Origin of the sequence: Streptomyces sp. NPDC002566 (genome assembly GCF_042889585.1) — a bacterium.
Taxonomy (GTDB): Bacteria; Actinomycetota; Actinomycetes; order Streptomycetales; family Streptomycetaceae; genus Streptomyces.
Window position 1 is genome coordinate 437,472 of record NZ_JBIARD010000003.1, and the last position, 22,915, is coordinate 460,386.

General features: G+C 73.4%; 20 protein-coding genes. 13 read left to right on the plus strand and 7 right to left on the minus strand.

Annotated elements, in window-relative coordinates; all coding sequences use genetic code 11:
- Nucleotides 1-140: 140 nt before the first annotated feature.
- Both ACFYXA_RS14760 and ACFYXA_RS14765 read right to left on the minus strand, forming a co-directional pair.
- On the minus strand, nucleotides 141-419 hold the full coding sequence (locus ACFYXA_RS14760) for a hypothetical protein (protein ID WP_352246351.1): 279 nt from the start codon (nucleotides 417-419) through the stop codon (nucleotides 141-143).
- A 33-nt stretch (nucleotides 420-452) separates the two neighbouring features.
- Nucleotides 453-1,253 carry a PspA/IM30 family protein gene (locus ACFYXA_RS14765; RefSeq protein WP_130437141.1) on the minus strand — a complete coding sequence of 267 codons (801 nt, stop codon included), beginning with the start codon at nucleotides 1,251-1,253 and terminating at the stop codon, nucleotides 453-455.
- 271 nt (nucleotides 1,254-1,524) lie between these two features.
- On the opposite strand from ACFYXA_RS14765, the gene ACFYXA_RS14770 reads away from it, so the two are divergent.
- Nucleotides 1,525-2,154: a DUF3043 domain-containing protein gene (locus ACFYXA_RS14770; RefSeq protein ID WP_130437140.1), complete on the plus strand. Its 630-nt coding sequence runs from the start codon at nucleotides 1,525-1,527 to the stop codon at nucleotides 2,152-2,154.
- An 83-nt stretch (nucleotides 2,155-2,237) separates the two neighbouring features.
- Nucleotides 2,238-2,939, plus strand: a complete 702-nt coding sequence (locus tag ACFYXA_RS14775) for a methyltransferase domain-containing protein (RefSeq protein WP_352246364.1) — start codon at nucleotides 2,238-2,240, stop codon at nucleotides 2,937-2,939.
- A gap of 67 nt (nucleotides 2,940-3,006) precedes the next feature.
- Here the strand turns inward: ACFYXA_RS14775 and ACFYXA_RS14780 are convergent, their stop codons facing one another.
- Nucleotides 3,007-3,219: a hypothetical protein gene (locus tag ACFYXA_RS14780; protein ID WP_130437139.1), complete on the minus strand. Its 213-nt coding sequence runs from the start codon at nucleotides 3,217-3,219 to the stop codon at nucleotides 3,007-3,009.
- A 113-nt stretch (nucleotides 3,220-3,332) separates the two neighbouring features.
- On the opposite strand from ACFYXA_RS14780, the gene ACFYXA_RS14785 reads away from it, so the two are divergent.
- The gene (locus ACFYXA_RS14785) at nucleotides 3,333-4,550 is read left to right on the plus strand and encodes a bifunctional adenosylcobinamide kinase/adenosylcobinamide-phosphate guanylyltransferase (protein ID WP_389032491.1); all 1,218 of its coding nucleotides are present in this window, start codon (nucleotides 3,333-3,335) and stop codon (nucleotides 4,548-4,550) included.
- Nucleotides 4,551-4,589: 39 nt separating this feature from the next.
- On the opposite strand, the gene ACFYXA_RS14790 is transcribed toward ACFYXA_RS14785, so the two are convergent.
- On the minus strand, nucleotides 4,590-5,519 hold the full coding sequence (locus ACFYXA_RS14790; protein ID WP_351093316.1) for a class I SAM-dependent methyltransferase: 930 nt from the start codon (nucleotides 5,517-5,519) through the stop codon (nucleotides 4,590-4,592).
- Between the two features lie 184 nt (nucleotides 5,520-5,703).
- On the opposite strand from ACFYXA_RS14790, the gene cobT reads away from it, so the two are divergent.
- A complete protein-coding gene (gene cobT / locus ACFYXA_RS14795) occupies nucleotides 5,704-6,864 on the plus strand; it encodes a nicotinate-nucleotide--dimethylbenzimidazole phosphoribosyltransferase (protein ID WP_389032495.1) in 1,161 nt (386 codons plus the stop codon).
- Between the two features lie 346 nt (nucleotides 6,865-7,210).
- On the opposite strand, the gene ACFYXA_RS14800 is transcribed toward cobT, so the two are convergent.
- Entirely contained in the window at nucleotides 7,211-7,972 is a 762-nt protein-coding gene (locus tag ACFYXA_RS14800; protein ID WP_389032498.1) for a hypothetical protein, read from the minus strand.
- Nucleotides 7,973-8,033: 61 nt separating this feature from the next.
- Between ACFYXA_RS14800 and ACFYXA_RS14805 the strand changes: the two genes are divergently transcribed.
- From ACFYXA_RS14805 to ACFYXA_RS14835, 7 genes are all read left to right on the plus strand, one after another.
- On the plus strand, nucleotides 8,034-8,858 hold the full coding sequence (locus ACFYXA_RS14805) for an adenosylcobinamide-GDP ribazoletransferase (RefSeq protein WP_389032501.1): 825 nt from the start codon (nucleotides 8,034-8,036) through the stop codon (nucleotides 8,856-8,858).
- A 297-nt stretch (nucleotides 8,859-9,155) separates the two neighbouring features.
- Nucleotides 9,156-10,694 carry a leucyl aminopeptidase gene (locus ACFYXA_RS14810; RefSeq protein ID WP_352253685.1) on the plus strand — a complete coding sequence of 513 codons (1,539 nt, stop codon included), beginning with the start codon at nucleotides 9,156-9,158 and terminating at the stop codon, nucleotides 10,692-10,694.
- A gap of 283 nt (nucleotides 10,695-10,977) precedes the next feature.
- Complete coding sequence (gene lpdA / locus ACFYXA_RS14815) at nucleotides 10,978-12,366, plus strand: dihydrolipoyl dehydrogenase (RefSeq protein WP_351093326.1); 1,389 nt, start codon at nucleotides 10,978-10,980, stop codon at nucleotides 12,364-12,366.
- Between the two features lie 60 nt (nucleotides 12,367-12,426).
- Nucleotides 12,427-14,241 (plus strand): 2-oxoglutarate dehydrogenase, E2 component, dihydrolipoamide succinyltransferase, encoded by a 1,815-nt coding sequence (gene sucB / locus ACFYXA_RS14820; protein ID WP_389032505.1) that lies wholly within the window; start codon nucleotides 12,427-12,429, stop codon nucleotides 14,239-14,241.
- A gap of 216 nt (nucleotides 14,242-14,457) precedes the next feature.
- Nucleotides 14,458-15,096, plus strand: a complete 639-nt coding sequence (locus ACFYXA_RS14825) for a GntR family transcriptional regulator (RefSeq protein WP_130437130.1) — start codon at nucleotides 14,458-14,460, stop codon at nucleotides 15,094-15,096.
- 528 nt (nucleotides 15,097-15,624) lie between these two features.
- A complete protein-coding gene (gene aceE / locus ACFYXA_RS14830; protein ID WP_389032509.1) occupies nucleotides 15,625-18,336 on the plus strand; it encodes a pyruvate dehydrogenase (acetyl-transferring), homodimeric type in 2,712 nt (903 codons plus the stop codon).
- 157 nt (nucleotides 18,337-18,493) lie between these two features.
- Nucleotides 18,494-19,012 carry a DUF4240 domain-containing protein gene (locus ACFYXA_RS14835; protein WP_389033401.1) on the plus strand — a complete coding sequence of 173 codons (519 nt, stop codon included), beginning with the start codon at nucleotides 18,494-18,496 and terminating at the stop codon, nucleotides 19,010-19,012.
- Here ACFYXA_RS14835 and ACFYXA_RS14840 read toward each other — a convergent pair.
- On the minus strand, nucleotides 19,002-19,856 hold the full coding sequence (locus ACFYXA_RS14840) for a peptidoglycan recognition protein (protein WP_389032512.1): 855 nt from the start codon (nucleotides 19,854-19,856) through the stop codon (nucleotides 19,002-19,004). The two genes, ACFYXA_RS14835 and ACFYXA_RS14840, sit on opposite strands and share 11 nt — an antisense overlap.
- Nucleotides 19,857-20,053: 197 nt before the next feature.
- Here ACFYXA_RS14840 and ACFYXA_RS14845 point away from each other — a divergent pair, with 197 nt between their 5' ends.
- On the plus strand, nucleotides 20,054-21,238 hold the full coding sequence (locus ACFYXA_RS14845; RefSeq protein WP_352253536.1) for a MarP family serine protease: 1,185 nt from the start codon (nucleotides 20,054-20,056) through the stop codon (nucleotides 21,236-21,238).
- 31 nt (nucleotides 21,239-21,269) lie between these two features.
- Here the strand turns inward: ACFYXA_RS14845 and ACFYXA_RS14850 are convergent, their stop codons facing one another.
- Nucleotides 21,270-21,803: a GNAT family N-acetyltransferase gene (locus tag ACFYXA_RS14850; RefSeq protein WP_352253534.1), complete on the minus strand. Its 534-nt coding sequence runs from the start codon at nucleotides 21,801-21,803 to the stop codon at nucleotides 21,270-21,272.
- A 71-nt stretch (nucleotides 21,804-21,874) separates the two neighbouring features.
- On the opposite strand from ACFYXA_RS14850, the gene ACFYXA_RS14855 reads away from it, so the two are divergent.
- Nucleotides 21,875-22,774, plus strand: coding sequence for a TIGR01777 family oxidoreductase (locus ACFYXA_RS14855; RefSeq protein WP_352253532.1), 900 nt, complete (start codon nucleotides 21,875-21,877; stop codon nucleotides 22,772-22,774).
- Nucleotides 22,775-22,915: the final 141 nt, after the last annotated feature.

The following is a 22,915-nucleotide window of genomic DNA, read 5'->3' on the forward strand; positions in this document are numbered from 1 at the left end:
GGACGTCGCGGTGGTGAGTGAGCGTCGCTCCGGTGGACGTTGCCGGGGGCTGCCGCCCCCATCCCCCGCATCGGCCCTGAAGACTCGATCTCCCTCGGAGGGGACCCCCGGACGGGCCGGAAGCCCCCGACACCGAAGCTTCAGCCCGGGATCAGTCCGCCGTCGCTCAGCATCGCGCGGACCTCCTCCAGGCTGGCGTCCGGGGCCGGGAGGATGAGTTCCGAGGGTTCCAGGGTCTCGTCCGGGAGGGGCTCGCCGAGGCGGCGAACGGCGTGCAGGAGGGCGCCGAGGGTGCGGCGGAAGCCGTCGGCGTCGCCGCCCTCCATCTCCTTCAGCAGCTCGTCGTCCAGCATGTCCAGCTCGCTCAGATGGGAGTCGGCCAGCGTCCACTGGCCCTCCCCCATGATCCGTACGATCATGCGCCCTCCTCGGAGTGCGGTCCCGGCGCCGGGCTACTGCTTGTCGAAGCGCGGGGTGTCCTGCGGCTGCTGCTGGGGCTGCGCCTGCTGGCTCGTGCCGCCTTCGATGGCCTGCTGCCCGGCGGAGGGGCCGCCGGCGAGCTCGGCCTTCATGCGCTGGAGCTCCAGCTCTACATCCGTACCACCGGAGAGGCGGTCCAGCTCGGCCTGGAGGTCGTCCTTGGCGATGCCGGTGGGGTCGTCGAGGGCGCCGGAGGCGAGGAGCTCGTCGAGGGCGCCGGCGCGGGCCTGGAGCTGGGCGGTCTTGTCCTCGGCGCGCTGGATGGCGAGGCCGACGTCGCCCATCTCCTCGGAGATGCCGGAGAACGCCTCGCCGATGCGGGTCTGCGCCTGGGCCGCGGTGTAGGTGGCCTTGATGGTCTCCTTCTTGGTGCGGAAGGCGTCGACCTTGGCCTGGAGCCGCTGGGCCGCGAGGGTGAGCTTCTCCTCCTCGCCCTGGAGCGTGGCGTGCTGGGTCTCCAGGTCGGTGACCTGCTGCTGGAGGGCGGCGCGGCGGGAGAGCGCCTCGCGGGCGAGGTCCTCCCGGCCGAGCGCGAGCGCCTTGCGGCCCTGGTCCTCCAGCTTGGAGGACTGCGACTGGAGCTGGGTGAGCTGGAGTTCCAGCCGCTTGCGGGAGGTGGCCACGTCGGCGACGCCGCGGCGGACCTTCTGAAGGAGCTCCAGCTGCTTCTGGTACGAGTAGTCGAGGGTCTCGCGCGGGTCCTCGGCCCGGTCAAGGGCCTTGTTCGCCTTCGCGCGGAAGATCATCCCCATACGCTTCATGACACCGCTCATGGGCTTCGCGCGCCCCCTTCTGACGGACTCCAGCTCACAGGTCTGCGACAGGACCCACAGTACGGGCCCTGCATCCATTGACGCACTGTTCGGAGACGGATGCGCTCATCCCCAAGGACGACTGGTGAAGCCTTGGCTCCCGCCTGGGGAGTAGGCGCTCCTCAGGGTGAGCGGGGGGCATCGGGTGCCCCCTCTCACCCCGTCTCCGCCCGGTCTGTCCCCACTTGAGACGACTGGTGTTGCCGGATCGTTCCCCGCCGGGCTGGGGTCCATGCCCGAGAAGCGCTTACCCTTGGGTTTTGTGTTCCGTAGCCGTGCCAAGGAAGAGAAGGCCGCAGTCGCCGACAAGGCGCCGCTGACCGACTCCAAGCAGCCCCGCGACCCGCAGGCCCCGAAGGGCCGGCCCACGCCCAAGCGCAGCGTGGCCCAGTCCCAGCGCCGCAGCGTCGCCAACACTTCGATGACGCGCAAGGAGGCCGCCAAGCGTCAGCGCGACGAGCGCCGCGCCCAGATGGAGCGGCAGCGTCAGGCGCTGGCGGGGGGCGACGAGCGGTATCTGCCGGCCCGGGACAAGGGTCCGGTGCGCCGGTTCGCGCGCGACTTCGTCGACTCGCGGTTCAACGTGGCGGAGTGGTTCCTGCCCATGGCCGTGGTCATCCTCGTGCTGAGCATGGTCCGGGTGGCCTCCCTGCAGAGCATGGCGCTGCTGCTGTGGCTCGTGGTGATCGTGCTCATCGTGCTGGACTCCATCGTCACCGGCTTCCGTCTGAAGAAGCGGCTCGCCGAGCGCTTCCCCGACGAGAACCGGCGCGGCGCGGTGGCGTACGCGCTGATGCGCTCCCTCCAGATGCGTCGGCTGCGGCTGCCCAAGCCGCAGGTCAAGCGTGGAGCGCGGCCCTGAGCGCTGCTTCTTTCTCCGGGGGTGCGGCGCAGGCCTGGCTGAACACGCTGGGCGGCTTGCGTGACGTGGTGCGGCAGGAGCTGGTGGCCCGCCAGCTCGACGAGCAGATAGCCGGGCGCTACCCGGTCGGGCAGCGGCTGCGCGTGCTCGACGTCGGGATGGGCCAGGGCACGCAGGCGCTGCGGCTGGCCCGGCTCGGTCACCGGGTGACGGGCCTGGAGCAGGACGCGACGATGATCGCCGCGGCCCGCACGGCCCTGTCCGGGGAGCCGGAGGGCATCCGGGAGCGGATGCGGATCATCGAGGGGGACGGCCGGGACACCGGCGTGCACTTCCTGCCGGGCAGTTTCGACATCGTGCTGTGCCACGGCGTGCTGATGTACGTCGAGGAGCCGGACCCGCTGCTGGCGGGGCTGGCGCGGGTGCTGGCCCCGGGCGGGCTGCTGTCGCTGCTCGTCCGCAACGGCGACGCGCTCGCCCTGCGGCCCGGCCTGGCCGGCGACTGGGCGGGCGCCCAGGCCGCCTTCGACACCGTCTCCTATCGCAACCGGCTCGGCCTGGAGGTGCGGGCGGACCGCCTGGACACGCTGACGGCGACCCTCGCCGGCATCGGCGCGCCGCTCCAGGCCTGGTACGGCGTCCGGGTGTTCACGGACCTGGCGGCGGACGGGGCGGAGATCCCGGCCGACGTGGAAGCCCTGCTGGCCGCCGAGGAACGAGCAGGCCGCACGGACCCGTACCGCCGGATAGCGGCTCTGCTGCACCTGTGCGGCGTCAGGGGCTGAGAGACGCCGGCCGGAGCGGGCCGCAGGTGGGGCGGCCGGGGTGGGTGGCCGCCCCAGCTCGTGGGGGTTACGACTCGTCGGCGTGCAGGTTCATCGGGCCGTAGATCTCGGTGGTGTCCTCGAACAGCCGCACCTGGTCTGCGCCGCCTTCGAGCAGGGCCTTCCAGTGCTCCCCGATCCAGGACTCGGCGTCCCCCTGAGTGGTGAACTCCTCGGGCTCCACCGCGGGCTGGACCTCCGTGCCGTCGGCCTTCTCGAACCGCCACGTCCATGCCGCCATGTACACCTCCAACGTATCGAGCGCGAACAACGCAGAAGCCGGATCTTGGTCCGGCTCCTGCTCGCAGCCTAGTCGGATGCGCAAGACCGGCGGCGACAAGCGAAAATCGGTTCGTGGAAGTCACTCTGCTCGGTACCGGCGCCCCCGCGGGACTCCCCCGCCCCGACTGTCCGTGCGCGGTCTGCGCGACCTCGCTCGGGGCGGACGCGCGTGCGGCGACCGCCGTTCTCGTGGACGGCGCGCTGCTGTTGGACCTGACGCCGGGCGCGGCGTTCGCGGCGGCGCGGGCGGGGCGTTCGCTGACCGGGGTGCGGCAGGTGCTGCTGTCGCACCCGCACGACGGGCCGCCGGTGGAGGTGCCGGCCGGACTGCCGCAGCCCGGACGGGTGCCGGACGGACGGGAGTTGACGCAGCTGACGGGGCATCGGGTGCGGGCGGTCGCGCTGGACGCGCCCGGCACCGGGTACGCGGTGACCGGGCCGGACGGGCAGCGGCTGCTGTATCTCCCGCCGGGCGGCGCGCCGGCCGGACTCCATGAGCCGGTGGACGCCGACGGGCGCTACGACATCGTCCTCGCGGACGTGGTGGGGCGGCCGGACGCGCTGGCGAAGCTGCGGGCGGTGGGCGCGGTCGGGCCGACGACGGACGTCGTGGCGGTCCACCTCGACCACGACGTGCCACCGGGCGCGGAGACGCGGCGGCGGCTCGCGGCGGCGGGCGCGCGGGCGGTGCCGGACGGGTCGACGCTGACGGCGGGCTCGTACGAGAACGTGTCGGCCGTGCCGGACGTGCCGCGCAGGACGCTGGTGCTGGGCGGGGCGCGGTCGGGGAAGTCGGTCGAGGCGGAACGGCGGCTGGAGTCCTTCCCCGACGTCCTGTACGTGGCGACCGGGGGGACGCGGGGCGGGGACGGGGAGTGGGCGGCCCGGGTGGCCCTGCACCGGGAGCGGCGGCCGGGGTCGTGGCGGACGGCGGAGACGTGCGACCTGGTGCCGCTGCTGGGCGAGGACGGGCCCGCGCTGCTGATCGACTGCCTCTCCCTGTGGCTGACGGACGCGATGGACTCCGTCGGGGCGTGGGACGACGCGGAGTGGGCGGGCGGCGGTGAGCGGGAGCTGCGCAGGCGGGTCGCGGAGCTGGCGGGGGCCCTGCGGGCGACCCGGCGGACGGTGGTGCTGGTCTCCAACGAGGTGGGGTCGGGGATCGTGCCGGCCACGGCCTCCGGGCGGCGCTACCGGGACGAGCTGGGGAGGCTGAACGCGGCGGTGGCCGGCGAGTGCGAGCAGGTGGTGCTGGTGGTGGCGGGGCAGGGGGTCGTTCTGCGGGGATGAGGGGCCCGCGGGCCGGGGCGTGCGGTGCGCGCCGCCGGTTCAGGGGAGCCGGGCGATCAGGCGGTAGGTGTTGCTGAAGCGGGTGTGGCGCAGCACCGGGGAGAGGCTGTGGTCGAGGGCTGTGGCGGCCGCCAGGAGGGGGGTGACCTGGCGGGCGCGCGGGAGGGAGAGCACGAGGGCGGCGGTGAGGTCGTGGGGGACGTGGGCGGCGCTGCGGTCGGCCGCGACGATCGTGCAGCCCCGCGACTCCAGTTCGGCGCGGACGTTGGCGAGGGGGAGGAGGTGGAGGTGGCGCGGCTGGCCGTGCGGCGCCCACCACTTGCCGAGCAGCGGGGCGAACGCGCTGAGCGGGTCCGGGAGTTCGAGGAGGAGACGCCCGCCGGGCCGCAACACGGCGAGGGCTGCGGCGAGTTCCTCCCGGGGGTCCGGAGTGTGCTCCAGGTGGTGCAGCATGCTGACGACGTCGTAGCGGCCCCGCAGGCGGGCGGTGATCCCGGGTGTCGTCAGACGGCCGACGTGGGCCTCCTCGATCCGGCCGGCCCATCTCGCCCGCTCCACCCGGGGCGTGGGGTCCAGGCCGTCGAACGCCGTGTAGGGGAACACCTCTTTGGCCGCCTGCGGGAACAGCGCGTGTCCCGTGCCGACGTCCAGCCAGCTCTCCGGCTCGGGGAAGCGCAGCATCGTCCGGGCGACGGCTCTCAGGCGCCGCCGGCTCGTGCGGGCGGCGAGGACGCGTTCCGTGAGGCCGCGGCCGCTGCCCGCCTCCGGTTCGCGCAGGTAGAGGGCGAGCCCCTCGGCGGTCAGGCGCGGGTTCTGGAAGGCGTGCGCGCAGTCGAGGCACTCGTCGACCACGAAGGTCCCGGGCCGGTGGTGCAGCAGGTCGGGGGCGCGCAGCCGGGTGCGCAGCCGTTTCGAGCCGCACCAGGGGCAGTCGTCGCGGCGCGGCTCGTGGATGGGCCTGGGGGGCATGAGCGGCTCCGGGGAGGGGGAAGCACTGGGACATCGGGTGGGCAGAGGGGGGAAGGCGGTCAAATATGGAGATTCATGGCAAACCGGAACGTATGGGATCGCGATCGGGGGTGCAACGACGTCGTGGGGGTGTGGTGGTCGAGTGGCGCTGAAGCGTTCGATCAGTGCCGGTACTGTTCGGCGAATGAGCTCGCTGAATCTCGACGACTTCACCGACCTGATCGAGCGCCCCGACGGCGGGGTGCGACGCGACGCGGAGGCGCGCCGGGAGCGGCGGAGCGTGCCGCCCGGCTCGCTGGGGCGCCTGGACGACCTGGGCGAGTGGCTGGCGGCGGCTCAGGGTTCGGTGCCCGTGCGGCCCGTCGAGCGGCCGCGGGTGGTGCTGTTCGCCGGTGATCACGGGGTCGCCGAACTGGGCGTCTCGGCGCGGCCCGCGGGGAGCGCGGCGGAGCTGGTGCGGGAGGTGCTGGAGGGCGGCCGTCCGGTGTCGGTGCTGGCGCGCCGGCTGGGGGTGCCGGTGCGGGTCGTGGACATGTCGCTGGACTGCGATCCGGGCGCGTTCCCCGAGGACGTCGTACGGCACCGGGTGCGGCGCGGCAGCGGCCGTATCGACGTCGAGGACGCGCTGACGCTCGAGGAGGCGGAGGCCGCGTTCCTGGCCGGGGTGGCGGTCGCCGACGAGGAGGCGGACTCCGGGACGGACCTGGTGGTGCTGGGCGACGTCAGCGTCGGCGGGACGACGGCGGCGGGCGTGCTGGTCGCCGCGTTGTGCGGGACGGACGCGTCGGTGGTGACCGGGCGGGGCGGTGAGGCGATCGACGACCTCGCCTGGATGCGCAAGTGCGCGGCGATCCGGGACGCGTTGCGGCGGGCGCGGCCGGTGCTCGGGGAGCAGTTGCGGCTGCTGGCGACGGTCGGCGGGGCCGACCTGGCGGCCATGACGGGCTTTCTGCTGCAGTGCGCCGTACGGAAGTTGCCCGTGGTCCTGGACGGGGTGGTGGCGGCGGCCTGTGCGCTCGTCGGACAGCGGATCGCGTTCCGGGCGCCGGACTGGTGGCTGGCCGGGCAGCGCAGCGGGGAGCCCGGGCAGGCGAAGGCGCTGGACCGGATGGCGCTGGAGCCCCTGCTGGACCAGGGCGTGACGGTGGGCGAGGGCGCGGGGGCGCTGCTGGCCCTCCCCCTGGTACAGGCGGCGTCGGCCCTGGCAGCCGAACTCCCGGAGAAGCCGGAGCCGGAACCGGAGCCGGAGAAGCAGGCCGCGGCCGGCGAGAGCCTGGACCTGGAGAAGCCGGCTACGACTGGCGATGAGGCCGAGCCGGGGAAGGCCGTTCAGGCCGAGGGGTGAGCCCCGGCCGAGCGCCCAGAACCCTTGGAGTCCCAGGCCCGGCCGGCAGGCCTGCTCGTGGCTCGCCGAAAAGCCGGCCGCGGCCGGCGGTGAGGCCGAGCCGGAGAGGGCCGCTCAGGCCGAGGGCTGAGACCCCGTCGAGCACCCAGGCCCGTTGCAGCCCCAGGCCCGGCCGGCAGGCCTGCTCACAGCTCGCCGAGAAGCCGGTCGCGGCCGGCGAGAGCCTGGACCTGGAGAAGCCGGTCGCGGCCGGCGATGGAGCCGAGCCGGGGAAGGCCGTTCAGGCCGAGGGGTGAGCCCCCGTCGAGCGCACAGGCCGTTGCAGCCCCGGGTCCGGCCGGCAGGCCTACTTGTGGCTCGCCGATTCCAGTTCCGGCGTCGGTTTGCCGCCGAGCCAGTTGGCCATGGCCCGGGTGGGGCCGCTCCAGCGGCGGTCGTGGTGGTAGGCGCGGAGTGCGGCCTTCGCCCGGGCCCGGGGGCGGTGGCGGTAGAAGCGGCGGGCCCAGGGCGAGCCGGGGCGTGCGAGGCGGACGAAGCCGATGAGGGCGATGAACGGGACGATCACCCCGAAGATCGCCATCTTCAGCTTGCCCTTGGTGAGCGCGGCGAGGGCGACGAGGAAGTTGCCGCCGACGGTCGCGATCACGGTGCCGCGGTCCTGGAGTTCGTCCGCGGTCAGGTCGTTGACGCCGAACGGCGAGAAGCCCACCAGCATCAGGCCCACGAGGGCCGCCGTCAGCACGACGGCCTCCACGCTCTGCCGGCCCGCCTCCGTCCAGTACACGTCGGCCAGATGCAGGATCAGCGCGAACTCGTCGAGGACGAGGCCCGCGCCTACGCCGAAGACGACCGCGAAGGCGGCCGAGCCGAAGCCGTGCTGACCGCCGGCCACCGCGCCGAAGCCCCCGAGGACGGTCAGGATCACGCCGGGCACGACGTGGTGGATGTGCAGCCCGCCCGCGCTGACGTTGCCGAACGGCCCCCTCCCGGCGCGGATCAGACGGGTGACCGTCCGGGTGACGACGAAGGTCAGGACGAAGGCGGTGAGGGCGAGGAGCAGCGGGAGCTTGCCCGGCTCGACGATGTTGCGCTGCAGCCAATCTCCCATATGCGCATTTTGATCCCGGCGCTCCTCGGCCGCCCGTCCGACCGCCGGGTAACCTGCGCCGGTGTCCACACCCCCGCCGCCCGCCTCGCCGCCCGTCCCGCCGTCCGCCGCCTCCGCCCCGGACGGCCTGCGGTTCGCCTTCGGCACGCTGACCGTGCTGCCGGTCCGGGTGACCCGCTGGGACCGTTCGGCCGCGCGCGGGGGCATGACCGCGGCCCCCGCGGTCGGGGTGGTCGTCGGCGGCTGCGCGGCCGTGCTGGGGCTGTCGGCCCTGCTCGCGGGCGCGGGCCCGCTGCTCGCCGCGGTCGCCTCCGCCGCCGTGCCCGCCGTCCTGACGCGCGGTCTGCACCTGGACGGGCTCGCCGACACCGCGGACGGCCTGGGCAGCGGCCGTCCCGCCGAGGACGCGCTGCGGATCATGAAGCAGTCGGACATCGGGCCGTTCGGCGTGCTCACCCTGCTCTTCACGCTGCTCGCCCAGGTCGCCGCGCTGGCGCGGCTCTACGACGCCTCCTGGACGCGCGGCGCGACCGCCGCCGTCGTCTCGGCGGTCGCGGCCCGGCTGGCGCTCACCCTGGCCGCCCGCACCGGCGTGCCGGCCGCCCGGCCGGAGGGGCTGGGCGCGGCGGTCGCCGGGGCGGTCCCGGCCCGGCGGGCGGCGGCCGTGGCGGCCGTCTGCGTCGCCGCCGCGGCCGCCGGTGGCGCGCTCACGGGCCCGTACGACGCCGTCCGCGCGGCCCTCGCGGTCGTCCTCGCCGTCGCCGCCGCCGAACTCCTGCTGCGCCACTCGGTCCGCCGCTTCGGCGGCGTCACCGGGGACGTCTTCGGCGCCGTCGCGGAGACGGCGGCGACCACGTCCCTGATCGCCCTCTGCCTGGGCGGCTAGGGCAACTCCGCGGGCCTTCACGACTGTCCTGTTTGTCATGTGTGGCGGGGCTGGCGGGGTGCGAGGATCGGCTCAGGGCCGTGGCGCCGCAGCCTGGTTGACACCCGCGTGCGTGAGCGACCGCACGCGCACGCGTAGGCTCATTGCGGGGTCCGCCCCATCGGTTCGCCGCGCCGGTGGGACACACCCCCGGTGACGACCGCTCCCCCGGCCCGGATCTAGGGTCGGCTGTCGGGTCCGGTCGGCCCACCACTTTCGGCCACCGCAACTTCACATCGGAAGCGAGATTTCACCACCGTGACTGCTCTCACTCTCAGCACCGCCGCGGCGCCCGGCCTGCGGGCCGACGCGATCGTGATCGGTGTCGCCAAGGGCCCTGCCTCCAGGTCGTCGAACCTGGTCGTCGCCCCGGGCGCCGAGGCCGTGGACAAGGCCTACGACGGCCGGCTCGCCGCCGTCCTGGAGACCCTCGGGGCCACCGGCGCCGAGGGAGAGGTGACGAAGCTGCCCGCCCCGGCCGGCTTCAAGGCGCCGCTCGTGCTGGCGGTGGGTCTGGGCGGGGAGCCCGAGAAGGACGCCTCCTACGACGCCGAAGCCCTGCGCAAGGCGGCCGGTGTGGCCGCCCGCACCCTCGCCGGCGCCAAGAAGGCCGCCTTCGCCCTGCCCGTGACGGACGCCGCCGACCTCGGCGCCGTCGCCGAGGGCGTCGGACTGGGCGCCTACTCCTTCGACGCCTACAAGCAGCAGGCCAAGGACCCCAAGGCCAAGAACGGCAAGGCCCCGCTCGCCGAGGCCGTCCTGCTCGGCGGCAAGCCGCGCGACGCCGCCCACAAGGCCGCGCTCGCCCGCGCCGGCGCCGTCACCGAGGAGCTCAACCGCGCCCGCGACCTGATCAACATGCCGCCGAACGACCTCAACCCCGAGGCGTTCGCCGCGATCGCGCAGGACGCGGCCAAGGCGCACGGCGTGAAGATCCAGATCCTCGACGAGAAGGCGCTCACCAAGGGCGGCTACGGCGGCATCCTCGGCGTCGGCGCCGGTTCCGCGTCGGCCCCGCGCCTGGTGAAGCTGTCGTACACCTCGTCCAAGGCGAAGAAGCACCTCGCCTTCGTCGGCAAGGGCATCACCTACGACTCGGGCGGCATCTCGCTGAAGCCGGCCGGCCACAACGAGACGATGAAGTGCGACATGAGCGGCGCCGCGGCGGTCTTCGCCGCCGTCGTCGCCGTCGCGCGGCTCGGTCTCGACGTCAACGTCACCGCGTGGCTGGCGCTGGCCGAGAACATGCCCTCCGGCTCCGCCACCCGCCCCGGCGACGTGCTGCGGATGTTCAGCGGCAAGACGGTTGAGGTGCTCAACACCGACGCCGAGGGACGCCTCGTCCTCGCCGACGCGCTGTGGGCGGCCTCGCAGGAGAAGCCCGACGCGATCGTGGACGTCGCGACCCTCACCGGCGCGATGATGCTGGCGCTGGGCAACCGGACGTTCGGCGTCATGGCCAACGACGACGCGTTCCGCTCCGCGGTGTACGAGGCGGCGGAGGAGGTCGGCGAGCCGGCGTGGCCGATGCCGCTGCCCGAGCACCTGCGCAAGGGGATGGACTCGGCCACCGCCGACATCGCGAACATGGGCGAGCGGATGGGCGGCGGTCTCGTCGCGGGGCTGTTCCTGCGGGAGTTCGTGGGCGAGGGGATCGCCTGGGCGCACCTGGACATCGCCGGGCCCGCGTACAACGAGGGCGGGCCTTTCGGGTACACGCCCAAGGGCGGGACGGGGACGGCTGTGCGGACGCTGGTGCGGCTCGCGGAGCTGACCGCCGCGGGTGACCTGGGCTGATCCCCCCGGGGGCGGGGGCTGTGCGCCTCGTCACTCGGGCCGACCTGTCACGTGGCGGGTGCGGACCGTAAGTGGCTGGTCGCGCAGTTCCCCGCGCCCCTTTTGTCGGACCGGTGGGGTGTCTCACACAGCAGCCCGGCGTCTCGTCGGTCTCCCACAAGTGCAAAGATGGGGCTCGGCAGGACAGGGCCCCCACCACAGGGCCGGAGAAAGAGCGGCCGGACACCAGCCGCCGGCGGTCAGCGACGACCGGCGCACGGCGCACATGCATGGAGGACGTGACGTGGCGAACGACGCCAGCACCGTTTTCGACCTAGTGATCCTCGGCGGCGGCAGCGGCGGTTACGCCGCGGCACTGCGCGGGGCGCAGCTGGGCCTGGACGTCGCCCTGATCGAGAAGGACAAGGTCGGCGGGACCTGCCTGCACCGGGGTTGCATCCCCACGAAGGCCCTGCTGCACGCGGGCGAGATCGCCGACCAGGCCCGTGAGAGCGAGCAGTTCGGCGTCAAGGCGACCTTCGAGGGCATCGACATCGCCGGGGTCCACAAGTACAAGGACGGCGTCGTCTCCGGCCTGTACAAGGGCCTCCAGGGACTCGTCGCCTCCCGCAAGGTGACGTACATCGAGGGCGAGGGACGGCTGTCGTCCCCGACCTCCGTCGACGTGGACGGCAAGCGCATCCAGGGCCGTCACATCCTGCTGGCGACCGGCTCCGTGCCCAAGTCGCTGCCGGGCCTGCAGATCGACGGCGACCGGATCATCTCCTCCGACCACGCCCTCGTCCTGGACCGCGTGCCGAAGTCCGCGATCATCCTCGGCGGCGGTGTCATCGGCGTCGAGTTCGCCTCGGCGTGGAAGTCCTTCGGCGCGGACGTGACCGTCATCGAGGGTCTGAAGCACCTCGTCCCGGTCGAGGACGAGAACTCCTCCAAGCTCCTCGAGCGCGCCTTCCGCAAGCGCGGCATCAAGTTCAACCTGGGCACCTTCTTCGACAAGGCCGAGTACACCCAGGACGGCGTCAAGGTCACCCTCGCCGACGGCAAGGAGTTCGAGGCCGAGGTGCTGCTGGTCGCCGTCGGCCGCGGCCCGGTCTCGCAGGGCCTCGGCTACGAGGAGCAGGGCGTCGCGATGGACCGCGGCTACGTCCTCGTCGACGAGTACATGCGCACCAACGTCCCGACCATCTCCGCCGTCGGCGACCTGGTGCCCACGCTCCAGCTCGCGCACGTCGGCTTCGCCGAGGGCATCCTGGTGGCGGAGCGCCTGGCCGGCCTGAAGACCGTACCGATCGACTACGACGGTGTCCCGCGGGTGACGTACTGCCACCCCGAGGTCGCCTCCGTCGGCATCACCGAGGCCAAGGCCAAGGAGATCTACGGCGCGGACAAGGTCGTCGCTCTGAAGTACAACCTGGCGGGCAACGGCAAGAGCAAGATCCTCCAGACCGCGGGCGAGATCAAGCTCGTCCAGGTCAAGGACGGCGCCGTGGTCGGCGTCCACATGGTCGGCGACCGCATGGGCGAGCAGGTCGGCGAAGCCCAGCTGATCTACAACTGGGAGGCGCTGCCGGCCGAGGTCGCCCAGCTCGTCCACGCCCACCCGACGCAGAACGAGGCGCTCGGCGAGGCGCACCTGGCCCTCGCGGGCAAGCCGCTGCACGCGCACGACTGACCCCTCGGTCGACGAAGCGACGATCCAGACTTCCGCAATTCGTAAGGAGCAACAGAAACCATGGCGGTTTCCGTAACCCTTCCGGCGCTCGGCGAGAGCGTCACCGAGGGCACTGTCACCCGCTGGCTGAAGGCCGAGGGCGAGCGCGTCGAGGCCGACGAGCCGCTGCTGGAGGTGTCGACCGACAAGGTCGACACCGAGATCCCCTCGCCCGCCGCCGGCGTCCTGGCCTCCATCAAGGTCGCCGAGGACGAGACCGTGGAGGTCGGCGCCGAGCTGGCCCTCATCGACGACGGCACCGGCGCGCCGGCCGCCGCCCCGGCCCCGGCCGCCGAGCCGGTCGCCGAGCCCGCTCCCGAGCCGGCCGCGGCCGCCCCCTCCACCGAGCAGGAGGCCCCGGCCCCCGCTCCCACCGCCGAGGCGGCTGCCGGCGGCGGTTCCGCCGAGGGCACCGACGTGGTCCTGCCCGCGCTGGGCGAGTCCGTCACCGAGGGCACCGTCACCCGCTGGCTGAAGTCGGTCGGCGACTCCGTCGAGGCCGACGAGCCGCTGCTGGAGGTGTCGACGGACAAGGTCGACACCGAGATCCCGGCGCCCACCTCCGGTGTGCTGCTGGAGATCGTCGTCGGCGAGGACGAGACCGCCGAGGTCGGCGCCAAGCTGGCCGTCATCGGCGCCCCGGGCGCGGCTCCGGCCGCCGCTCCGGCCCCCGCCGCCCCGGCTCCGGCCGCCGAGGCCCCCGCCCCGGCCGCGCCCGCTCCGGCCCCGGCGGCGCCCGCCGCTCCGGCCCCGGCTCCGCAGGCGCCCACGACTCCGGCCCCGCAGCAGCAGACCACTCCGGCTCCCGAGCCGGTCCCGTCCGCTCCGGCTCCCGCGCCCGCACCGGCTCCCGCCCCGGCGGCCCCGGCCGCGCCCGCCCCCGCCGCCTCGGGCGCCGGTGACGACGGCGCGTACGTGACCCCGCTGGTGCGCAAGCTCGCCGCCGAGAACGGCGTCGACCTGGGCTCCGTCAAGGGCACCGGCGTGGGCGGCCGGATCCGCAAGCAGGACGTGCTCTCCGCCGCCGAGGCCGCGAAGGCCGCCGCCGCCGCTCCGGCCCCGGCCGCCGCCGCTGCCCCGGCCGCGAAGAAGGCGCCCACCCTGGAGGCCTCCCCCCTCCGTGGCCAGACCGTCAAGATGCCGCGCATCCGCAAGGTCATCGGCGACAACATGGTCAAGGCGCTGCACGAGCAGGCGCAGCTGTCCTCGGTCGTCGAGGTCGACGTCACCCGCCTGATGAAGCTCCGCGCCAAGGCCAAGGACTCCTTCGCCGCGCGCGAGGGCGTCAAGCTCTCGCCGATGCCGTTCTTCGTGAAGGCGGCGGCCCAGGCGCTGAAGGCCCACCCGGTCATCAACGCCAAGATCAACGAGGCCGAGGGCACGATCACCTACTTCGACTCCGAGAACGTCGGGATCGCGGTGGACTCCGAGAAGGGCCTGATGACCCCGGTCATCAAGCACGCGGGCGACCTCAACATCGCCGGCATCGCCAAGGCCACGGCGGAGCTCGCGGGCAAGGTCCGCGCCAACAAGATCACCCCGGACGAGCTGTCCGGCGCGACCTTCACCATCTCCAACACCGGTTCGCGCGGTGCGCTCTTCGACACGATCATCGTGCCGCCGGGCCAGGTCGCGATCCTCGGCATCGGGGCCACGGTGAAGCGTCCGGCCGTCATCGAGACGGAGGAGGGCACGGTCATCGGCGTCCGCGACATGACGTACCTGACCCTGTCCTACGACCACCGTCTGGTGGACGGCGCCGACGCCGCGCGTTACCTGACCGCGGTGAAGGCGATCCTGGAGGCCGGCGAGTTCGAGGTCGAGCTCGGCCTCTGAGCCCTTCCGCCGACCCGCGCACGGTCGTACGGCGCCCCCGCCGAAGCCCTCGGGCTTCCGGTGGGGGCGCCGTCGTGTTACCCAGGCGTGTAAGTCTCGTCTCACCTGCGGGAAAGCGCCCCCGCGCACCTTCCGGCACGGGCTGACGGCCGTATTGTTTCTCCACGTCACCGCCGCCCCAGGGGCCGATGCGCGGCCCCTCGCTAAGGAGCACACATGACCGCGCCCGTCGTCCACTCGCTGCGCGAACAGATCCGCGAGCACATCGTGGAGGGGATCGTCAGCGGTCGCTGGAAGCCGGGCGAGCGGATCGTGGAGCGGCGGATCGCCACCGAGCTGGAGGTCAGCCAGACACCGGTGCGGGAGGCGCTGCGCGAGCTGGAATCGCTGCGGCTGATCGAGTCCGCGCCGAACAAGGGCGTCCGGGTGCGGAACCTGACCGCGGCCGACCTGGAGGAGAGCTACCCGGTCCGGGCCGGCCTGGAGGCGATCGCGGCGGAGCTGGCGGCCGCGCGGCTGGCGGAGGACTGCTCGGCCCTGGAGACGCACGTGGCGGCGCTCTACGAGGCCGACCGCGCCGCCGACGGCACCGGTCAGGTGCGGCACACAGTGGGCTTCCACCGCGAACTGGTGCGCGCGGCGGGCAACTCGGTGCTGCTGCACACCTGGGAGGGCCTGGGCATCGAGGTCTTCACGGCTCTGTCGATCCGCTGGCTGGGCACGGTCCAGCAGTCGTACGCGGAGGAGCACCAGGCCCTGGTGGAAGCCTTCCAGAACCGCGACCCCGACATAGGCCGCCTGGTGAAGAACCACGTCCTCGGCTGCGCCCCCCGAGCAGCAGACCCGACCCCCTGACAGGGGCGCGGGGAACTCCCCAAGGGGCGCGGGGAACTACGCGACCAGCCCCCACGGCCCCGCACCCGAATCCCCATATCCGACGCCAACGCTCCCCCACCCCAGCGACAACTCCCCTAGGGGCGCGGGGAACTGCGCGACAAACCCCCACGGACCCGCACCCGAATCCCCCAAGCCGACGCCAACGCTCCCCCAGCCCAGCGACAACCCCCAAGGGGCGCGGGGAACTGCGCGACCAGCCCCCACAACCCGCACCCGCACCCGCACCCACACCCACACCCACCAGCCAACCTCACCTGCAGAAACTCCGCCCACAAAGACACCCCGTGCCCCCGTCGGAGACACCCCGTGCCGACTTTCTCGTGATCAAGAGGTTTTGCCCCGCAACCCTTTGATCGATCATCGATCACCGGGTTATTGTCGCCGACGGGCTCTCACCCGAGCCCCACCGCCCTGTCCTGCCAAGAACAAGGGCACCCCGATCCCCGACCGATGAGGGAACCCCCTTCGACTGAGGAAGGCGGCGACATGACCGACCCCCACGCCAACCAGCCGAGCGCGCTCGACCAGCTCCCCGACCGGGACCCGGAGGAGACCGCCGAATGGCAGGCCTCGCTGGACGCGGTCGCCCAGGCGGCCGGGCCGCACCGTGCCGCGTACCTGATGCGGCGCACGCTGGAGCGTGCCGAGGGCAACGGCATCGCGCTGCCCAAGCTGCTCGAGACGGACTACGTCAACACCATCCCCACCTCCGCCGAGCCCGCCGCCCCCGGCGACGAGGCGCTGGAGGCCCGGATCACCGCCTGGAACCGCTGGAACGCGGCCGCGATGGTGACCAGGGGCAGCAAGCACGGCGTCGGCGGCCACATCGCCACCTTCGCCTCCGCGGCCTGGCTCTACGAGACCGGCTTCAACCACTTCTTCAAGGGCAAGGAATCGCAGGATTCCCCCGGCTCGGGCGACCAGCTCTACATCCAGGGCCACGCCTCCCCCGGCATCTACGCCCGCGCCTTCCTGGACGGCCGGCTCAACGAGCACCACCTCGACAACTTCCGCCAGGAGGCGGCGGGCAACGGCCTCCCGTCGTACCCGCACCCGCGCCGGCTGCCCTGGCTGTGGGAGTTCCCGACGGTGTCGATGGGCCTCGGCCCGCTCTCCGCGATCTACCAGGCGCGCTTCAACCGCTATCTGACCAACCGCGGCATCAAGGACGTCTCCGCCTCCCACGTCTGGGCCTTCCTCGGCGACGGCGAGATGGACGAGCCCGAGTCGACGGCCGCGCTCGCGCTGGCGAGCCGCGAGGGCCTGGACAACCTGACCTTCGTCATCAACTGCAACCTGCAGCGCCTCGACGGTCCCGTCCGCGCCAACTTCAAGATCGTGCAGGAGCTGGAGGCCCAGTTCCGCGGCGCCGGCTGGAACGTCGTCAAGACCCTGTGGGGCACCGCCTGGGACGAGCTGCTCCAGCTCGACACCACCGGCGCGCTCGTCCGCCGCCTGCGCGAGGTGCCGGACGCCCAGGTGCAGACGTACCAGACCCGCGACGCCGCCTACATCCGCGAGGACTTCTTCGGCAAGGACCCGGCGCTCGCCGAGATGGCGAAGCTGCTGAGCGACGACAAGATCCTCGAGTGCTTCCACCTCTCCCGAGGCGGCCACGAGGCGCGCAAGGTGTACGCCGCCTACAAGGCCGCGGTCGAGTTCAAGGGCGCGCCGACGGTCATCCTGGCGCAGACGGTCAAGGGCCACACCCTCGGCCCGGGCTTCGCGTCGAAGAACGCCAACCACCAGATGAAGAAGCTGACGGTGGACGAGTTCAAGGCCATGCGCGACCTGCTCGAACTGCCGATCCCGGACGCGCGGTTCGAGGACGGGGTCGTCCCCTACGGCCACCCCGGCGCCGACTCGCCCGAGGTCCGCTACCTCCAGGAGCGCCGCGCGGCCCTCGGCGGCCCGGCCCCGGCCCGCCGCGTGCACCCGGTCGCGCCGCTGCCCGCGCCCGCGGAGAAGGCGTTCGCCTCCTTCGACAAGGGCTCCGGCTCGCAGAACGTCGCCACCACGATGGCCTTCGTCCGCCTGGTCAAGGACCTGGTCCGCGACAAGGAGACCGGGAAGCGCTGGGTGCCGATCGTCCCCGACGAGGCGCGCACCTTCGGCATGGAGTCGCTCTTCCCGTCCCTCGGGATCTACTCCCCCAAGGGCCAGACGTACGAGCCGGTCGACCGCGACCAGCTGATGTACTACAAGGAGGCCCAGAACGGCCAGATCCTCAACGAGGGGATCACCGAGGCCGGTTCGATGGCCGACTTCATCGCCGCGTCCACGTCGTACGCGACGCACGGCGAGGCCATGATCCCGTTCTACATCTTCTACTCGATGTTCGGCTGGCAGCGCACGGCCGACCAGATGTGGCAGCTCGGCGACCAGCTCGGCCGCGGCTTCCTCGTCGGCGCCACGGCGGGCCGTACGACGCTGACCGGCGAGGGCCTCCAGCACGCCGACGGCCACTCCCCGGTCATCGCCGCGACCAACCCGGCGGCGCTGACGTACGACCCGGCGTTCGCGTACGAGGTCGCCACGATCGTCAAGGACGGTCTGCGCCGGATGTACGGCGAGGCGGCCGACGGTGAGGACCAGGACGTCTTCTACTACCTCACCGTCTACAACGAGCCGATGCCGCAGCCGGCCAAGCCGTCGGGCCTCGGCATCGACGAGGGCATCATCAAGGGCCTGTACCGCTTCAACACCGCGGAGTCGGCGGGGCTCAACCCGGCTGCCAACGCGCCGCGCGTCCAGCTGCTCGGCTCCGGTACGGCGATCCACTGGGCGCTCGCGGCGCAGAAGCTGCTCGCCGAGGACTGGGGCGTGGCCGCCGACGTGTGGTCGGCGACCTCGTGGACGGAGCTGCGCCGGGACGCGCTGGAGGCCGACGCGGCCCTGCTGCGCGGCGAGGAGCGGGTCCCGTACATCCGGCAGGCGCTGAACGGCGCGGAGGGCCCGGTGCTCGCGGTCTCCGACTACATGCGCCAGGTCCCCGACCAGATCGCCCAGTGGGTCGAGCAGGACTACTCCTCGCTCGGCGCGGACGGCTTCGGTCTGTCCGACACCCGTGAGGCGGCCCGCCGTCACTTCGGCGTCGACGCGCCGTCGATCGTCGTCGCGGCCCTGGCCCAGCTGGCGAAGCGGGGCGAGGTGCAGGCGACGGCCGTGAAGGAGGCCCGGGGGCGGTACGGGCTGTAGTTCCGTCGGAGACAGGCCCAGGGGGTCGGGAGGGCTCGCCTTCCCGACCCCCTGGGCCGTTCCTGTCCGGGCGGCGTTCACGGAGCCGTACCGGGGCGGTGAATGCGCCGCACTCCGGGTGCGTCCCGCCCCTCCAGGCACGATGCTGGGACCCGTGATGGACGAGACGGAGTTCTGGGAGCTGGTCGACGCCGCCCGTGAGGCCGCCGAGGGGGACCCCGAGGAACAGGCCGACGTGCTCGTGGACCGGCTGCTGCGGCTGGACCCGGATCTGGTGCTGGACTTCGCCCGTCACTTCGAGGCCCGCTACAACCGCGCGTACACCTGGGATCTGTGGGGCGCCGCCTGGGTGCTGCTGGACGGGGCGAGCGACGACGCCTTCGACTTCTTCCGCTGCTGGCTGATCGGCCAGGGCCGGGAGGTCTACGAGGGGGCGGTGCACGATCCGGACTCGCTCGCCGACCTGCTGGGCGACTTCGACGAGGAGCTCGACGGCGACGGCGAGGAACTCGGCTACGCGGCCGACGAGGCCTACGAGCAGCTCACCGGGACCGTCGCCCCGGACCTGGGCATCGCGCCCGCGCGGGCGGAACCCGAGGACACGCCCCTCGACTTCGAGAACGCCCGCGTCCTCGCCGAGCGCTACCCCCGGCTGTGGGAGCGGTTCAAGGAGTGAGCGTTCCTGTGGACGCGGGGACCGAGGTGGCGTCGGTGCGGCCCTGGAGCCGGGCCGCCGTCCGCCGGATCTCCGGCAGGCGCGCGGTGAGGGCGGCGCCGGGGCAGGTCGTCTCGAAGCCGTCGTCGTGGCCGGCGAGGGCGGGCAGGGAGACGGTGACACCGGCGTCGTAGCGGCTACGGCTGTTGCTGGAGGTCAGCCGGACCGTCGCCCTGGGGTCGATTCCGGCGGGGCCGAGCTTCCAGGCGGCGAGGGCCGCGATCGCGTCGAGCATCGGCTGCGGCACGTGCGTCCCGGCGGTGAAGGTGCCCAGCGCGGCGACGCCCGCCGTGCGGTGGTTGAAGCCCTGGGTGTGCGCGCCGGTGACGGCGCGGTCGATCCCGCCGGCGCGGCCCTCGTAGATGGTTCCGCAGCGGTCGACGAGGAAGTTGTAGCCGATGTCGTCCCAGCCCCGGGCGCCGGTCTGGCCGGCGTAGAGGTGGCGGATGAGGCGGGGCGCGTCGGCGCAGTCGTAGGCGTTGGGCGAGTCGGTGTGGTGGACGAAGACGGCGACGACCTGGTCGTCGAGGCGGGGCGGCGGCTGGGTGCGGCCGGCGAGGTCGGCGAGCCAGACGGAGCGCGGTTCGACGGGCGGCCGGGGGGCGAGGTGCGCCGCCGTGTGACGGGAGCGGGCGGAGTGCGGGGCGCGGGCGGTGGCGGCGCGCTCGGCGCGGTCCGCGCACAGCGCCAGGGCGAGGACGGCGAGCCCGGGCAGGCAGACGAGGATCACGAGGAGCGGCCTGGGCGGCCGCGCCGGGGGCCGTCCTCGCGCCCTGAGGTGGGCGGCCTGTCGGATGGCACGCATGGTCCCACTGTCGGCGGGTTCGTGCCGGTCCGCGATGTGTGGTGTGCCACGTGGTGGAACCATCGTCCCTGTCCGCACCGTTTTCCGGGTAGACGCACGCGTGACCGGTCAGGTCCTCCCCGCGCGTGTGGCCGAATCACGGCTGATCACCGGGCCGGTCCCGCACGTACTAGAGGATCCCTGAGAAAGGCGGCCGCGTGGACCTGCTCGACATCCTGCTGGTGCTGGTGATGCTGGCGTACGCGGCCTCGGGGTACCGGCGCGGACTGGTGGCCGGCTGTGTCTCGCTCGCCGGTTTCGTGGGTGGCGCGGCGGTGGGCGTCTGGGCGTTGCCGTGGGTGATGGGCCTGGTGACGACGGGTACGACGGCGGCGACGGTGACGGCGGTGCTCACGGTGCTGGTGCCGGCGGCGGTCGGGCACGAGCTGGCGAGCCGGCTGGCGTTGCGGCTGCGCAGGGAGCTGGACCGGGGGCCGTTGCGGGTGGCCGACGGGGTCGGCGGGGCCGCGGCGAACGCGGCGGCGGTGCTGATCGTGTCGTGGGTGGCGGCGAGCGTGCTGGGCGCGTCGGCGTCGCCGATGGTGACGTCGGCTATCCGGGAGTCCCGGCTGCTGGGCACGGTGCAGCACTCGATGCCGGACACCACCCCGGCGTGGTTCGCGCGGGCGACGTCCGCGCTCACCCAGGCGGGCTTCCCGCAGGTGTTCAACCCGTTCGAGACGGAGTCGACGGCCGAGGTCGCCAGGCCCTCCGGTGACAACGTGACGCCGGCCGCGACCAGCGCGGCCAAGCTGAGCACGGTGAAGGTCGAGGGCGCCGCGGGCAGTCAGGGCCGCGAGGGCAGCGGGTTCGTGTACGCGGCCGAGCATGTGATGACCAACGCGCACGTGGTGGCGGGCATCGACTACCCGACCGTGCGCATCGGGGGCGTGGGTCCTTCGTACGACGCGAGGGTGGTGCTGTTCGATCCGGCCAAGGACGTGGCCGTGCTGTACGTCCCGAACCTGCGCGCGCCGCTGCTGCGCTTCGACGAGGCGGCCTCCCGCGGGGACGCGGCGGTGGTCGCGGGCTATCCGCAGGACGGCGGCCTCGACCTCCAGGCGGCGACGGTCGCGGGCCGGGTGGACGCGATCGGCCGGAACATCTACAACGACGCGACGGTCACCCGCGAGATCTACTCGATCCGCTCGACCGTCCGGCCCGGCAACTCCGGGGGTCCGCTGCTGACCACCGACGGCAGGGTCTTCGGCGTGGTCTTCGCCCGCTCCACCTCGGACGCCGAGACGGGTTACGTCCTGACGGCGGCGGAGGTCGCCGACGACGCCGAACGCGCGGCGACGGCGACGCAGGCGGTGGACACGGGCGGCCTGATCGAGTCGTGAGCGGGCGCACCGGCGTCGCCGGGCGCGGCGTCTACAGGGGGCGCCCCATGAAGACGTCGTCGACGTACTCCCCGCGCAGCAGGAACTCCTGCGGCAGGACGCCCTCCACCACGAAGCCCTCGGACGCGTAGAGCGCCCGGGCGGGGGCGTTGTGGCCGAGGACGCGCAGGGTGAGCCGGCGTGCGCCGCGCCGGCAGGCCTCCTCGACGGCCGCGCGGAGCAGAGCGCGCCCCACTCCGCGGCCGCGTGCCTCGTCGGCGACGGCGAGGCCCTGGATCTGCCGGACATGGGCGTTGCAGGCGAGGCCGGTGGGGAAGCCGAGGCGGATATAGCCGACGAGGCGGGGGCCGAGTTCGGCGACCAAGTGGTCCTCGGGGAGGTGGCGTTCGTCGAAGAAGGGCCCGTACGGCGGCTGCGGCTCGGGCGTGACGGCGTGCAGCGGGGACCAGGTGAGCCGGTCGAGAAGGGCGAGGGCGTCGTCGTCGGCGGGCCGGGCCGGGCGTATGCGCGGGGCGTCGTAGTGCGGGCGCGGGGGTGTGCGCGGGGCGTCGGGGGCGGTGGGCATGCGGGTCACCCTATGGTCCGTCCGCCGGGTTCGGGGCGGGGTTTTCCGCGGGTTCCGGGCAGGATGGCGGCATGGTAGCTACGCGAATCGTGGTGGCCGGCGCGTCCGGTCTCATCGGCGGCGCCCTGGTGCGGTCCCTGGCCGCGGACGGGCACGAGGTGGTGCGCCTGGTGCGCCGTGCGCCCCGGGGCGACGGCGAGGTGCGCTGGGATCCGGAGCGCGGGCGGGTGGACGAGGCCGGGCTCGCCGGGTGCGACGCGGTGGTCAACGTGGCGGGTGCGGGCGTGGGCGACCACCGCTGGACGGACGCCTACAAGCAGCGGATCCACGACAGCCGGGTGCACGGCACGGCGGCGCTGGCCCGCGCGGTGGCCTCGCTGCCCGAGCGGGACCGGCCGCGGGCCCTCGTCAACGGCAGTGCCATCGGCTTCTACGGCGAGACGGGCGAGCGGATCGTCGACGAGGACGCGCCCGCCGGGCGGGGTTTCCTGCCGGAGCTGTGCGTGGAGTGGGAGGCGGCCGCGGCCCCGGCCTCTGAGGCGGGCGTGCGGACGGTGTTCGCGCGCACCGGGCTGGTCGTCGCCCGGGGCGGCGGCGCCTGGGGGCGGCTGTTCCCGCTCTTCCAGGCCGGGTTGGGCGGGCGGATGGGCGACGGACGGCAGTACTGGTCGTACGTGTCGCTGCACGACGAGGTCGCGGCGCTGCGGCATCTGCTGGACCGGGACGACCTGTCGGGGCCGTTCAACCTGACCGCGCCGGAGCCGCTGAGAAACCGTGAGATCACGGCGGCGATGGGGCGGGTGCTGCGCCGGCCGACGCTGCTCCCGGTGCCGGCGCCGGTGCTGCGGGCGGCGCTGGGCGAGATGGCCGGGGATGTGCTGGGCAGCGCGCGGGTGGTGCCGAAGCGGCTGCTGGAGTCCGGGTTCACCTTCGCGTTCCCCGGGATCGAGGACGCCCTGCGCGCCGCCTGAGGCACCTTCAGTTCACTGTCGGGGCGGGTGTTTTCGACCGAGGGCCGTATGCGACCGCCGTGCGACCGTGCCCCGTCCATGTGCGACTGTTCCCGACCGTTCGCGGCCCTACCCTCGATCCGAACTCGGGTATCCCGGAAG

Excerpts from the sequence above, each read along its gene's own strand:
- ACFYXA_RS14825 (WP_130437130.1), top strand. The coding sequence starts at position 14,458 with ATGACCGCGCCCGTCGTCCACTCGCTGCGCGAACAGATCCGCGAGCAC.
- cobT (WP_389032495.1), top strand. The coding sequence starts at position 5,704 with ATGAGCTCGCTGAATCTCGACGACTTCACCGACCTGATCGAGCGCCCC.
- aceE (WP_389032509.1), top strand. The coding sequence starts at position 15,625 with ATGACCGACCCCCACGCCAACCAGCCGAGCGCGCTCGACCAGCTCCCC.
- ACFYXA_RS14765 (WP_130437141.1), bottom strand. The coding sequence starts at position 1,253 with ATGAGCGGTGTCATGAAGCGTATGGGGATGATCTTCCGCGCGAAGGCG.
- ACFYXA_RS14770 (WP_130437140.1), top strand. The coding sequence starts at position 1,525 with ATGCCCGAGAAGCGCTTACCCTTGGGTTTTGTGTTCCGTAGCCGTGCC.
- ACFYXA_RS14835 (WP_389033401.1), top strand. The coding sequence starts at position 18,494 with ATGGACGAGACGGAGTTCTGGGAGCTGGTCGACGCCGCCCGTGAGGCC.
- ACFYXA_RS14760 (WP_352246351.1), bottom strand. The coding sequence starts at position 419 with ATGATCGTACGGATCATGGGGGAGGGCCAGTGGACGCTGGCCGACTCC.
- ACFYXA_RS14780 (WP_130437139.1), bottom strand. The coding sequence starts at position 3,219 with ATGGCGGCATGGACGTGGCGGTTCGAGAAGGCCGACGGCACGGAGGTC.
- ACFYXA_RS14840 (WP_389032512.1), bottom strand. The coding sequence starts at position 19,856 with ATGCGTGCCATCCGACAGGCCGCCCACCTCAGGGCGCGAGGACGGCCC.
- ACFYXA_RS14790 (WP_351093316.1), bottom strand. The coding sequence starts at position 5,519 with ATGCCCCCCAGGCCCATCCACGAGCCGCGCCGCGACGACTGCCCCTGG.
- ACFYXA_RS14855 (WP_352253532.1), top strand. The coding sequence starts at position 21,875 with ATGGTAGCTACGCGAATCGTGGTGGCCGGCGCGTCCGGTCTCATCGGC.
- sucB (WP_389032505.1), top strand. The coding sequence starts at position 12,427 with ATGGCGGTTTCCGTAACCCTTCCGGCGCTCGGCGAGAGCGTCACCGAG.
- ACFYXA_RS14850 (WP_352253534.1), bottom strand. The coding sequence starts at position 21,803 with ATGCCCACCGCCCCCGACGCCCCGCGCACACCCCCGCGCCCGCACTAC.
- ACFYXA_RS14800 (WP_389032498.1), bottom strand. The coding sequence starts at position 7,972 with ATGGGAGATTGGCTGCAGCGCAACATCGTCGAGCCGGGCAAGCTCCCG.